This window comes from Gracilibacillus orientalis, from assembly GCF_900114645.1.
Lineage (GTDB): Bacteria > Bacillota > Bacilli > Bacillales > Amphibacillaceae > Gracilibacillus > Gracilibacillus orientalis.
In genome coordinates this window covers 23,244-35,994 of record NZ_FOTR01000011.1, presented here as the reverse complement: position 1 = coordinate 35,994, position 12,751 = coordinate 23,244, and the positions used below count along the sequence as shown (strand labels likewise).

Here is a 12,751-nt window from a genome sequence, read left to right as displayed (position 1 = left end):
ATCTGCTGATACCCTGTGCGTATGGCTGATATTAGGCAAAAAATTTCATCTAAACAAATGAAGCAAATTCTTTTTGTGAGCAAGTTGCGATATATCACCTGAATCAGCTCGGAGGGGTATTAATGGATAAGAAGTTAAGAAAGTCAGCAACAGATAAGGCTTTGTACGGCGTATGTGGGGGGATAGCAGAGTTTTTTGTATTGTTAGGTTAATTTTCTTTTTCACTTCATCAGTTTCTTTCTGGGTATATATACTTCTTGTTTGGTCCTTAGATGAAAAACCGTCTTTAAAATAACTGAACGAAATAAGGGACCGAGGACTAATCTTTTGGCATACAGGAGGGAATGAAAATAAAACACTCTAAAAATAAGAGATATTGGATACTTATGCCACCATTTTTAATTACAGCAATAATAATATATTTCTCTGTTCCGAGTGATTATGCGAGCTACTATACATTTATAGTGATCATCGTATTTTGGCTCGTCTATTATATCTGGAACTATTTCGCAAAAAAGAAGCATAACAGTAAAAATAGAGAGAATCCATTATAGATAAACAGTTGAAAAGAAAAGGAGTTTTTCCAATGGAAATTGTCATAGGATATGCTTTAGGCGCATTTGTCTTAGTCTTATTTTTTATTTCAGTGGTAAAAATGATATCTAGTCGATTAAATAAGGAATTAAATAAAAAGATAGATAGTTTAGAAAAGCGTGTAGAAGATTTAGAAAGTAAATGAGTATCTTCTTCTCTTTGATTATCAAACCTTAAACAATAATTTCGGGCGCTATTCTTAAAACAATGGTATACCAACAGAAGGAGAAACAAACCTATGTCAGAAGATAAAAATGACTCATTTCGCGATATGAATAAAAAAGAAAAAGCGGCAACTATTGCTGGAATAGCACTTCTCATTATCCTTGTGATCGGCTTTGTAATAGGGATTTTTTTCTTTGGGTTGGCAGGACTTTTCGAACTGCTCGGTGTTCAGTATCAATCCTTTTGGTCACTGATTGGTTTTGTTGTCAGCTTCTTTCTTCTAGGATTAATTGCCGAACTGTTCTTCAAGGTTATTTTCAAGTTAACCGTCCGAAATATAACGGAAAAAATAAAGATAGTATTTTTCAGATTCAGTTTTGAATTCTTATCAAACTGGCTAGTCCTGTTTACGGTGGATGAGTTTATGAGGAGCATTACGCTATCCTTAAAAGCAGAGATCATCATCGCATTACTGCTTGCTGTACTTGAAATTGTTTTTGACGATAAGGATTAAAGAAACTTTTTTTAAATTCTAGAAAAAGTAGGGGGAATGGTAATGTTTATCTTAGGGAGTATCGTTGTAATAATTACTCTTCTTTCCATAGAAGGACATCTTAGAAAAGGAAATAAACAAAATGAAGAAATAATAGAATTATTGAAGCAAATAGATGAAAAAAATGGGTAACTCCTTAAACGCAAAGTCCAAGGGAGAGATTGAATATGATGTCTAATGAAGATTGGAAAAAAGATAGAATAGGATCTGCACATCGCGGGGAAAATCCAATGATTATTACCAAAATGAAAAGTGGTTTTGCTATGATTGGAGATACTCAGTTTCTGCCAGGATATTGTGTGCTTTTACCATTTAAAAAGTATGGATCACTAGAAGAACTTGACTTTAAACAGCGAAGTGATTACTTGTTAGATATGAGTTTGATTGGAGAAGCCATTTTAAATGTATGTGAACCTAGACGAGTGAATTATTCCATTTATGGTAATACAGATGCTTATTTACACGCACATGTTTTTCCGCGCTATAATTGGGAACCAGAGGAACGAATTCCTTACCCCGTTTGGCAATATTCTAGTGAAAAATGGCGTAATCCTGAATATCAATACTCTCATGAAACACATGGCGAATTAAAAGAGAAGTTAAATAATGAAATCAATGAGTTAATGAAAAAAGCTTATTAAGTTCATTAAGGGTGGAGCTTTCTCGAAGACACTTTTTCCCATTTATAGTTTCTTTCCACATTTCCACCTTCTTCACCAAGATGAATGAGTTTTAATCTGCTTTTTTCTTTTATATAAACACTTTTATATACTTTCTTTCCTGCCTCTGTCTCAAATATAAGTACTCTTTTCTCTGAATTATCTTTGACGGTTATTTGCTCTAGAGTTGTCAGATCAATATATTGGTTCAGTATATGGTGTTCTGGTAATTCATTATTTTCTTTCTGCACTTCAGGTTGTTGGCTACCACAAGCCGTAAGTATAATGGTGAGAATACTAGTAATAATTAATAGCTTTTTCATTTTTCTCTTCCTCTCTTGTCTTGTTAGTTTATATACTACAAAGTTTTTCTAATAAAATGCTGATAAGAAAATGAGAGTTTCATGAGAATCAAATAAAGTACTATGGATATGGAATATTATGTTAGTGTATTATCTAAATAGGTAAAAAGTCGATTCCCCAAAAGGAGGAAGTATCAATGGAAGGTTTATCAATAATGGATATGAATGAAACATTTGCAAAGGAAATAGTAAGCTGGAAGTATGAATCCCCTTATGATTTCTATAATATAGCTGAAAACTCCATAAAAGAATTTCTTAAAAATGAATATTATGCTGTTGTAGATAGACGCAATCAATTAGTTGGATTCCTTTGTTTGGGAAAGCCTGCACAAATACCGATTGGCTCTCCATTTGGTGCTTATCCAGAAGGGTACATTGATATTGGAATTGGTATTAAACCTGAATTAACCGGAAGAGGTAACGGCTCCATCTTTTTCTCTTTTGTTCTTAACTATATTGAAAGAAAGGGCATTACATTAATTCGTCTAAGTGTAGCTAAATTCAATCATAGAGCAATTCATTTGTACGAAAAATTTGGTTTTGTTAAGGCTGTTGAATTTTCCAATGAGTCCACTGAATTTATGACAATGGTTAGAGACGGTTCAATCTTCCAGCATTAAAAAGGGGTGCAGTGATACTAATGAGTTGGGCACTTATTATAATTGGTGTAATAGTAATCATTATTAGCGTAGTAGTAGGACTAATGAATGGAACTTTTTTCGTTTTATTAATGAGCATAATTGGTGGAGTTACAGCAGCTATGATATTTTTTGCATTAAGTATGATTATAGACAATCAAGAAAATATATTATTCCAATTAAGACAACAAAATCAGTTCATGAAAAAACTTCATAAAACAAATAAAAATTGTCCGAATTGCGATTATGAATTTGATGACACGTTAAAATCATGTCCGAATTGTGGATATCGATAATTGATATTTAACTAAGCGGAGAGATTTATTAGGAGGAAAATAATGAGAAAACCATTATTAATTGGTATAATAATTATAATACTACTATCAATCATAACTGTTTTCTTCTTTAGCTTATCGGATTATCACGGTATAGTAAGTGAGTTAGAAGAAAATAAATTCTTGTTATTTCCTCTTAAAATAGATCCTGAAGCAGATTATAATACACCTGTCATTCATTTTGATGACAGCACAAAAGTAGTAGGGAAAGTAGAGGATGTTGATGGTTTAAATGAAGGACAAGAAGTGAAGGTATGGGTCAAGGAGAGTGAAGGAATTCAAGTAGCTCATAAAATTAAAGTTATAAAAGACTTCGTAGCAGATTAACACATATATTTTTTGGAACTGCGATCGATTTTACAATAATGAAAGGAACGATTAACAAATGAAAAAACTAACTATAATCCTTTGTTTAAATGTTGCTGTATTTGTGCTAGTTGGATGTGCTAGTGATACCAACGAAGAATCCTCAACTGATTCTTCAGAAAATAGTGCTGCTTTAGAATTAACAGAAAAAGATACCACCGAAACAGACAAAAATACTTCAACAAATGAAGTAGAGGAATCAGACACTAATAATGTAGATAACATCTCGTCAGAAGAAACAGTTAATAATGATTCCGATAGTACCACGTCTGAAAATAGTGACTCAAATGCACAAGATAATAAAGATACACTAGCTCAGTATTCTAGTGAACAGATTGAGTATGCTCGCGTTTGGTTGCAACTTGGGCCAAATCAAGAGATAGATGAATTGAATGTTCGACATATATCAAGTGGTGAACCTATCAATCCTAATGATGACACAAGTGCTAGTTATCCAGAAGACGTGATCCAGTTAGCAGGTTCTCGCTTAGTAGATGGATCAGTAACGTATAGTGGTAATGGTGATGGCACGATTAACGTATACAATGTTCCTTTACGTTGGGATTCTCCAGCTGATGTGGATGAAAACTTCATGCAAGAGTATACAGAGGATATTAGTGATAATACCGAGCAAGTGTATGTTGATCCAGGTGATGATGAAGAAATCATCCAATTAATAGAAGTGTTACATGTTCATTAAGCTAACGTTAGGAAGAACAGGGGGAAGGAACCATGAAAAGGAACATCCACATATTAGGTGCGTCAGGGGCTGGAACATCGACGCTAGGAGCTGCATTATCAAAGGTTTTAACTCATACACATCTTGATACGGATGATTACTTTTGGACAACCAAATTCACCAAACAAAGACAAATACCTGAAAGACGAAGAATGCTTGAAAAGGATTTATCACTATATGAAAATTGGATTCTATCAGGTGCGGTGTGTGGTTGGGGAGATAACTTTAAAAGCTATTTTGACCTCGTTATATTCTTGTGGACTCCCCAAGATATAAGGATTGAAAGACTTAAAAAGCGAGAATTTCAGAGGTATGGAAACGAAATATTACCAGGTGGTAGCAAATATGAACAATCCAAAACATTTCTAGAGTGGGCTTCTTTATATGATAGTGCGGGAATGGAAGTTAGAAGTAAAACTTTACATAAAGATTGGATGGCAGACTTATCTTGTCCAACACTAAAAATAGAAGGGGATTATTCAGTTAAGGAACGAGTAGATATTGTCTCGGACTATTTAAAGTCGAATGGAATGAATGAAGATATTTGAGAACACCCCTCCAGGTCATAACCCCGTTATTAACAACAAAAGAGAACCAAAGGGAAAGCAAAATATTCCCTTGATCCTCTTCTGCTTGATGATAGAGATGTCGAACACTAACTATATACCCGCATTAATTATGCTATAAACTTTCATTATTTAAACTAGTAATCAAACCCCAGCCCAAACATCTTTCCCATATCGTCCTTCACGTTGTAACTGATCTAACCAATTTTTCGCTTCTTGTTCACTGACACTATGATGTTCTTGGTAAATCTGACAAAGCGTATCTTCTACATCGGGCGCCATTTGATTACCATCACCACATACATATAGGTGAGCTCCATTATCTAATAATGAAAGTAATGAAGATCCATCTTGTTTCATTACATGCTGTACATATGTTTTAGGTTGCCCTTCTAAGCGAGAAAAAGCTGTGTGCAAGGATATTAAACCGTCCGTTTCTTCTCTTTCTAATTCTTTTCGATAAAGATAATCTAGCTTAGGATCACGACAACCGAAATATAAATGTGCCTTTCCTAACTCTATCCCTTCTTGTCTTTGAACACGACGAGCTTGTAAGAAACCTCGAAATGGTGCAATCCCAGTTCCTGGTCCAACCATAATAATGGGAGTTGCTGGATTTTCTGGCAACTGAAAATTAGATTGTGGCGTACGAATAAAACAAGCAATATTATCGTCCAGGCTACATTGAGCTAAATAATTAGAAGCAATCCCTTTATATTCTCCTAGTCCACTCCATGCAGGTCCGCTGACAACACTGACTGTAATGCTTAGGCGATCCTTGGCAACGAGTGATGAACTTGAAATAGAATAGTAACGCGGTTTGAGTGCAGGAAGAAGTTCTAATAAGCGCTCAAACGGCATTTCACATGCTTCATACTTTTCGATAAGATCTAACATGGAAATACGTTTCTTTAATATTTGCTCCTGATAAATTCCCTCTTCCACTAAATGTTCCAATTCATGTTTGTGTGGAGGACAACTCGTAAAAGATGCCACTTCTCGTATTTGAGCTCTAGTTGCTGCTTCCTGTAATTCTACACTATAGCTAAGCAGATCATGTAAACGAACAGGTACATCCACTGGTAAATGAGTCGCGTTCCGACCGCTTGCTGACAGCACTACTTGATCATTCCCGTTCAGTTGATATCTATGAAGCACGCGGTTGACCATTTCCTCACTATTGTGTGGGAGTACTCCGAGATGGTCTCCTACTTGATAAGTAACTCCTTTTGGTAAAGCTACCTCGATATGTCGAGTGCTTCGATCACTGTCAACTGATTGGAGTTCACGATTTTCCACAATAGTCGCGTTTACTGCTTCGTATGAGCGAGCAAGTGGAGAACCTCCAAGTCCACTGACAAACTCAAGGCTTAATGTATTCCGTTCTTTTTCTACATTTTCATTGAGTTCTAATTCAAAGGTTTCCATCGCGTCCGACCACATGCTACTTTTCCATTGGTCAAACTGCTCCTCAAAGTCTCCACTGACGTTCCCTTCTCCTCGTGCTGAAAAACGGGTTGCTCCTTTTTGGGCAAGCAGTTCATCGATTGTTCTTGGGATATGCTGATAGGTACTGGCCCAGTTAAGGTCTCCACAGCCAAACACTGCATAATGGACATCAGTAAGCTCATCTGGTTTTAGTTCTTCTAGCCATTGTTTAAACTGACCGGCATTGGTTGGCGGATTTCCGTTATAAGAGGAAGTCACAATCAGAACTGCCCCTTCTTTTGGTAGATTTCCGATTCGATCGTTAAGGGGGGACACTTCCGTTTGAACACCGTGTAAACTAGCCGTGTCCGCCAATTCTCGTGCAACTCCTTCTGCTGTCCCTGTATCAGAGCCGTAAAGAACAAGCAGTGGACGATCATTAAGTCCAGAAAGAGGAGCGACATTCTGTTGTTCAACTTGCTCTTTCTCTGGTGTATCCACTACCGGTGCAAGGGTAGATGGCTGGCTTGTAGATTGATTCCGAGGTTGAACCTTAATTTTTAAATCGCCAGGCTTTAGTGTTAATGTTTGCTTCACATCCAGCTGATAGTTTTGATCATCGATAAACTCAAAATGTTGAAGGAGCATTCCCAGTACGAGAGTAGCTTCATGCAGAGCAAACTGCATACCGATACATGCCCGCTGTCCATTTCCAAATGGTTTATAAGCATGATGAGGTATTTTTTCTGGATCTTCAAACCGTTCAGGATGGAACTCTTCCGCGTCGTCGCCCCATGCATCTTTATCACGATGTAGCTGTGGAATAAGAACAGTAAGGCGATCTTCCCCTTTCTTAATCGAGTATTTCCCACCAATCACCGTGTCTTCTTTTGCATACAGACTGAATGCTGGTGCGGTAGGCCATAGACGTAGCGATTCATTTAAAATCATTCGAACATACTTAAGCTGTAGCACTTGTTTATATGTTGGAGCGGGACCTGTTAATACTTGGTCTACTTCTTCATAGGCTTTTTTCAATTTATCTGGATTCTTTAATAGGAAATAAATCGCAAAGGACAACAATCCACTTGTGGTCTCGTGCCCAGCTATTAAAAAGGTGATGATTTGGTAACGAATATTTTCATCATCTAGATTTTCACCTGTTTCGGGATCCTTCACATTCAACATACGGGATAGTAAGTCGTTTTCCTCCTGGTTTCCATTGGCCTTTCGTTCAGTAATAATATTATCCACTAAAGAAAACATGGTTTGAATATCGTGCTGAAATTGGCGCTTCGTTCTCACCATGAGTTTGTCTTGTATATCCAGTCGCTGTATTTGGTGCATTGCTTCATCGAGAGAACGGACCATGCTGGTGATAAAAGGATGTGATGTCTCACGATAATAACTGTTAAATCGGTAATTAAAACCACATAGTCCAATCGTGTCTAAGGTAAGACGGGTCATATCTGCGGGGACATCCACCTCTTCATTTGGATTCAGGCGTGCCCATTTTTGAACAAGTTGTGTAGAAACATCCACCATCTTGGCATGATAATCCTTCATTGCCCGCTGGCTGAATGTAGGCATTAGAATATTATGTGCTTTATTCCAGTTAGCCTCATGGGTCCAGCTGGTAAACAACCCGTCTCCGCTGAAAGCACGAACCTTTGCTAAAGCACCTTCAACACTTTTATCAAACCGTGATTGATCACAGACTTCTTCTACTAGATCATGACCAGAAACGATAATGGTGGTATTTCCTGGGGTTTGCAACCGAAAAATGGGACCATGTTCTTCCGCTAGTTCCATAAAGGATAAAACGGGTTTATCTTTATTGACTAATGGGATATTACCAAGCGGACCATAGGTTTTCGGTTGAGGGATAGTTGCCTTTTTTTCCATTTGAAACACCCTTTCAAGAATGAGTTGTGGTATTATTTGATAAAATTTACTTTTAAACTGTGTTTGATTGCTTGTTTCCACTTCTCTTCATCGTCAGTTACATTCGTGAATTTCCCTAAAAGATGTGGGACAGCCTGTTGGTATGAAACAGATGACAACAACATGATAATCAGTTCTTCTGGATGCTGGTCTTCCAGAATACCTAATTCGATTCCTTTCACAATAAAAGGATAAGATTGGTCATGATAAGGCTTGATTAACTTATCAAATAAATGGTCAAATCTTTCCCCTTGCTGCACCGTTTCATTAATGATAAATAAACTGAATTCCCGATGTTGAAAACTCATGTCAACCATCCTGTCGAACAATTCAACTAACAAGGCTCTCATATTAGCATCATCATCGACTTCTTCCACAGTGAATTCATTAACTTCTAGCACCTTCTCGGAGAGTTTTGTTATCACTCCCTTCCATAAATTTAACTTGGAACCAAAATGGTACTGTACGAGAGCCATATTTACATCAGCATCTAACGCAATTTCGCGGAGACTTGTTTCTTCAAATCCTTTTGTGGAAAAAAGCTTGGTAGCAGAGTTTAACAGCTCCATCTTTGCTACTTCTTTATCTTTGAAAGGTCTTCCGCGAGTTTTTTTGCTATTTGCAACATTCATAATAGAAGTTCCTTTCTGTAATTAATCACTCGTTTAATTAAATTCACTTCCATTATTAATCAATTGATTAATATAGTCAAGAGAAGTTAAAAGCTACTATATTAAGTTATTTCTGTGTCATAAAAACATTTTTTTTGAAGCTATATTAAAGTATAAAGAACTATGTTTCAGATTGACGACAAAAAAAGACAAAAAACAAGTCCGTACCCATGATTAATTACCAATAAATTAGCAATTAATAGGTTAAAGTGCTTATTTTTGTAGTTATTTCTCCCTTAATATTGAAAAGATAATAGGAAAGATGTATCATGAAAGACAGAATAGAATAGTGAGAAAAAGGCAAACTGTTTGAAAAGACAGGACGCAAAGCCTAGGGTCTAAGGGTATAATTACCTATGATGGCCTGGTTACCTAAATTATTTAAACGTATACGGAAGTTGTTTTAGGCTGTTTCTGCACTATCAGAAATAGCCTTTTATTTTAAAAAAGGAAAACAGGAGGAAATATCAATGCGTATAGCAATAGTGAAAGAAACTTCTATTTTTCGAGAAGGTTTAGTAGGGGTGCTTTCGAATGAGTTTGAATCTTATAATATCATTGCGGTTGAACCGAAACAACAAGAAAAACTCCGAGACTATATTATCGACCTGCTCATCATTGATATTGATACAAATGTAGATACCATGAGCCTAATTAATACATACATGAAAAACAACAAGCAAATTATTGTATGGACAGAAGATGCCAATCATCCAAGCCTTACAGAGTTATTTAAAATGGACCTTAATGGTTACTTCTTTAATGGAATGGAGAAGAAAGAGCTAGTTCATGCCATTCAAAAGATTATATCTGGACAACACTATATTCATGAGGATTTAAGTCAAGTTCTATTAGGAGACTACCGTGACATTCATAGTCGCAAAGAAAGGCGGCCAGTGGGTGTATTCACCAATCGTGAATGGGAAGTGATGGAACTCTTAACACAAGGATATAGTAACAACCGTATCAGTCAGAAATTATATATTACCGACAAAACGGTTAAAAATCACATCAGTTCGATCTTAAGAAAATTAGAAGTACCTGATCGAACGAATGCGGTGATTACAGCACTAAAGAATCAATGGTTCCATGTATCGTAATGAATCAAAGTCTGTGTTGATAGATAACGCAGGCTTCTTTTTATACGAGTATAACAAATAGTACCTAGAAAATTCACAAAAAATCACAAGATAATTATGACAAATAAAAACAGTTTATGTTATAATTTCGTTTATGGTGTGATCGTATACAATATAGCGATAGACTTCATCTGAAAGAACTATATGCGGAGGTAACGAATAATGGAAGAAACGATATCACTGAAAGAGATTTTCGAAGTCCTGAAGAAACGTTTATTACTGATTATATTATTAATTGTTGGCGCTGCCGGGATCAGCGCAATCCTTAGTTTTTTTGTTTTAACACCAACTTATCAATCTAGTACACAATTTATCGTCAATCAAGATACAAATGAGACAAGTAATGTCGACCTTAACCAAATTCGATCCAACGTAGAAATAATCAATACATATAACGATATCATCACTAGTAATCGAATATTGGATCAAGTAGTGGATGAAATGAACTTAACGATTTCGACATTAGCGTTGAGTGAAAAAATATCTTTATCTAACTCAGAGAGCTCACAGGTTGTTACGTTAACGGCAACGGACTATGATCCGGCAGTAGCGGCGGAAATAGCTAATACGACGGTGGAAGTTTTTCGTGAAGACTTACCAGAATTAATGAACGTTAGCAATGCGAATGTCTTATCCGAAGCGGTTGTACCAGCAAATCCGTCACCCGTGAATCCGAAACCACTGCTTAACATAGCAATTGCGATGGTACTTGGGGCAATGGTTGGGGTAGGTTTAGCGTTCTTGTTTGAATACTTAGACAACACAGTTAAAACCGAGCAAGATGTGGAGGACAAATTGGAATTACCGATTCTCGGAGTAGTCTCGCATATTGAGGAAAAAGATATGATGTCGATGGGTAAGCCCGTTTCGATCAATCAAACAAAGGAGAGGGGGAACGTAAGTGGCCAGAGGAAAAAAACAGTTTAAATTAAATAATGTAAGACATTTAATTACAAAGATGAACCCGCGTTCTCCTATTTCAGAACAATATAAAACGATTCGAACGAACTTGCAATTCTCAGCTGTAGATGGAGAACTTAAAAACATACTTGTGACATCTTCTGGACCTTCAGAAGGGAAGTCGTCTACAACGGCGAACTTGGCCATCGTGTTTGCCCAGCAAGGAAAGAAAGTATTGCTCATTGATGCGGATATGCGTAAACCAACATTACACTATACTTTCCGAATTGATAATCGTAGAGGATTAAGTAGTGTACTGGTGGGTGAAACAGAATTACGTGAATCTGTTACGAGCAGTGATGTGGCAGGACTTGATTTATTAACGTGTGGGCCGATCCCGCCGAATCCATCTGAATTGTTAGGATCTAAAGCGATGGAAAATCTTATTTCTAATGCTGGACTGGATTATGATATCGTGCTTTTTGATACACCACCAGTATTAGCAGTAACCGATGCACAAATTCTTGCTAATATTTGTGATGGTGCAGTAATGGTTGTTCGTAGTAAACAGACAGAATACGATGCTGCCACAAAGGCAAAAGATCTGTTAGAAGTTGGTAATGCGAAACTATTAGGTGTTGTACTAAATGACCGTGAACAGAAAAAAGGTCACTACTACTATTACGGAAACTAAAAAATACCTTTCGACTAATTAAAATGGTCGAAAGGTATTTTTTTATGAATGAATCCCCATAAAAAAAGGTTGTTAAACTAATGTGTATATGATGAGGGACTGAAATTGTTAACACTTTCCTAATAGCAATGGATATGCTATTCTTTATATATGATAGGACTAAGGTCTTATGTGAGTGAATAGAATGACGGGAAAGGGTGGTGCATATGTTGGATATCAATCCATATATTCTTCCAATTAACAAAGAAAGTGTGGCAAATATTTCTTCGTCGATCGCAATAGTGAAAGAAGCGGAAAAAGCGGGGGTGAGAAAAATCATTGCAGCACCCAGATACATACAAGAAAAACAAGAAGTCAATAAAGACACTATTATCAGTCTTGTTGAGAAAATCAATCAACAACTAGTGGAAGAAAATATAAACGTGGAAATCATTCCTGGACAAACAATCCGTATCTATGGAAATCTAGAAGATGACATAGAAAATGGTAGTTTAATTACTTATGGTACAGAGCCTAAATATGTCTTCATTGAATTAATGTATGATTACATTCCGGAATATACCAAACAATTGTGCTATGAACTACAATTAAAAGGTTATAAACCTGTGCTTGTTAATCCTGAAAAAAATCTGCAGATTCAGGAAGATGATGATAATCTCTACAGTATGGTGAAGAATGGTGCATTAGTACAAGTGAGTGCTAAAAGTATAGCTGGCAAGAACGGTAAGAAATTGCAAAAGTTAACCCAACAATTTGTGAAGAGTAATCTGGTCCATTTCGTTGGTTCAGACACCTCAGAAGCAAAAGAATATTACTTGGAACCTGCGTGGAAGATGATAAAGCGGAATACTTCTTTCAACCAGTGGTATGTATTACGGGAAAACATGAGTTTACTCTTGGATAATAAAATGGTTCAAGGAGAAGAACCAGCTAGAATTAAAAAGAAGAAACTATTTGGTTTGATTTGAAAAGGTTAATTAAACCTTGATTCGGCAAAA

General features: G+C 36.4%; 16 protein-coding genes, 2 pseudogenes and 1 riboswitch. Of the genes and pseudogenes, 14 read left to right on the top strand and 4 right to left on the bottom strand.

The window, feature by feature from the left end; all coding sequences use genetic code 11:
• The first annotated feature begins 122 nt into the window (after positions 1-122).
• The 5 genes from BM121_RS22495 to BM121_RS17250 all read left to right on the top strand — a co-directional run bounded on the left by BM121_RS22495 (position 123) and on the right by BM121_RS17250 (position 1,953).
• Complete coding sequence (locus BM121_RS22495; RefSeq protein WP_245780841.1) at positions 123-212, top strand: PspC domain-containing protein; 90 nt, start codon at positions 123-125, stop codon at positions 210-212.
• Between the two features lie 374 nt (positions 213-586).
• Complete coding sequence (locus BM121_RS22180) at positions 587-739, top strand: hypothetical protein (RefSeq protein WP_175495483.1); 153 nt, start codon at positions 587-589, stop codon at positions 737-739.
• A 93-nt stretch (positions 740-832) separates the two neighbouring features.
• Entirely contained in the window at positions 833-1,273 is a 441-nt protein-coding gene (locus BM121_RS17255; protein ID WP_091485028.1) for a YrvL family regulatory protein, read from the top strand.
• 42 nt (positions 1,274-1,315) lie between these two features.
• Positions 1,316-1,444 (top strand): hypothetical protein, encoded by a 129-nt coding sequence (locus BM121_RS22560; RefSeq protein ID WP_281244831.1) that lies wholly within the window; start codon positions 1,316-1,318, stop codon positions 1,442-1,444.
• Positions 1,445-1,479: 35 nt separating this feature from the next.
• The gene (locus BM121_RS17250; protein WP_245780840.1) at positions 1,480-1,953 is read left to right on the top strand and encodes an HIT family protein; all 474 of its coding nucleotides are present in this window, start codon (positions 1,480-1,482) and stop codon (positions 1,951-1,953) included.
• 5 nt (positions 1,954-1,958) lie between these two features.
• Here BM121_RS17250 and BM121_RS17245 read toward each other — a convergent pair whose 3' ends face one another.
• Positions 1,959-2,294: a hypothetical protein gene (locus BM121_RS17245; RefSeq protein ID WP_091485026.1), complete on the bottom strand. Its 336-nt coding sequence runs from the start codon at positions 2,292-2,294 to the stop codon at positions 1,959-1,961.
• A gap of 176 nt (positions 2,295-2,470) precedes the next feature.
• Between BM121_RS17245 and BM121_RS17240 the strand changes: the two genes are divergently transcribed.
• The 5 genes from BM121_RS17240 to BM121_RS17220 are packed head-to-tail and all read left to right on the top strand — an operon-like array spanning position 2,471 to position 4,959.
• Positions 2,471-2,953: a GNAT family N-acetyltransferase gene (locus tag BM121_RS17240; RefSeq protein WP_245780839.1), complete on the top strand. Its 483-nt coding sequence runs from the start codon at positions 2,471-2,473 to the stop codon at positions 2,951-2,953.
• 20 nt (positions 2,954-2,973) lie between these two features.
• Complete coding sequence (locus BM121_RS17235) at positions 2,974-3,267, top strand: hypothetical protein (protein ID WP_091485024.1); 294 nt, start codon at positions 2,974-2,976, stop codon at positions 3,265-3,267.
• Positions 3,268-3,309: 42 nt separating this feature from the next.
• Entirely contained in the window at positions 3,310-3,633 is a 324-nt protein-coding gene (locus BM121_RS17230; RefSeq protein ID WP_091485022.1) for a hypothetical protein, read from the top strand.
• Between the two features lie 58 nt (positions 3,634-3,691).
• The gene (locus BM121_RS17225) at positions 3,692-4,372 is read left to right on the top strand and encodes a hypothetical protein (RefSeq protein ID WP_091485021.1); all 681 of its coding nucleotides are present in this window, start codon (positions 3,692-3,694) and stop codon (positions 4,370-4,372) included.
• 32 nt (positions 4,373-4,404) lie between these two features.
• On the top strand, positions 4,405-4,959 hold the full coding sequence (locus tag BM121_RS17220; RefSeq protein WP_091485019.1) for an ATP-binding protein: 555 nt from the start codon (positions 4,405-4,407) through the stop codon (positions 4,957-4,959).
• A gap of 162 nt (positions 4,960-5,121) precedes the next feature.
• Here the strand turns inward: BM121_RS17220 and BM121_RS22720 are convergent.
• From BM121_RS22720 to BM121_RS17210, 3 genes and pseudogenes are all read right to left on the bottom strand, one after another.
• Positions 5,122-6,837: pseudogene (locus BM121_RS22720) on the bottom strand (diflavin oxidoreductase); the annotation flags it as partial.
• Between the two features lie 62 nt (positions 6,838-6,899).
• Positions 6,900-8,310 (bottom strand): annotated as a pseudogene (locus tag BM121_RS22715) (cytochrome P450); the annotation flags it as partial.
• A gap of 32 nt (positions 8,311-8,342) precedes the next feature.
• On the bottom strand, positions 8,343-8,981 hold the full coding sequence (locus BM121_RS17210; RefSeq protein ID WP_091485015.1) for a TetR/AcrR family transcriptional regulator: 639 nt from the start codon (positions 8,979-8,981) through the stop codon (positions 8,343-8,345).
• Positions 8,982-9,309: 328 nt separating this feature from the next.
• Positions 9,310-9,396: riboswitch (cyclic di-GMP riboswitch) on the top strand.
• 94 nt (positions 9,397-9,490) lie between these two features.
• Here BM121_RS17210 and BM121_RS17205 point away from each other — a divergent pair.
• The 4 genes from BM121_RS17205 to BM121_RS17190 all read left to right on the top strand — a co-directional run bounded on the left by BM121_RS17205 (position 9,491) and on the right by BM121_RS17190 (position 12,721).
• On the top strand, positions 9,491-10,120 hold the full coding sequence (locus BM121_RS17205) for a response regulator transcription factor (protein WP_091485013.1): 630 nt from the start codon (positions 9,491-9,493) through the stop codon (positions 10,118-10,120).
• 201 nt (positions 10,121-10,321) lie between these two features.
• On the top strand, positions 10,322-11,086 hold the full coding sequence (locus BM121_RS17200) for a YveK family protein (protein ID WP_091485011.1): 765 nt from the start codon (positions 10,322-10,324) through the stop codon (positions 11,084-11,086).
• A complete protein-coding gene (locus BM121_RS17195; RefSeq protein ID WP_175495482.1) occupies positions 11,061-11,753 on the top strand; it encodes a CpsD/CapB family tyrosine-protein kinase in 693 nt (230 codons plus the stop codon). Before BM121_RS17200 ends, BM121_RS17195 begins: the two co-directional genes overlap by 26 nt.
• A 206-nt stretch (positions 11,754-11,959) precedes the next feature.
• Positions 11,960-12,721 carry a tyrosine-protein phosphatase gene (locus BM121_RS17190; protein WP_091485010.1) on the top strand — a complete coding sequence of 254 codons (762 nt, stop codon included), beginning with the start codon at positions 11,960-11,962 and terminating at the stop codon, positions 12,719-12,721.
• Positions 12,722-12,751: the final 30 nt, after the last annotated feature.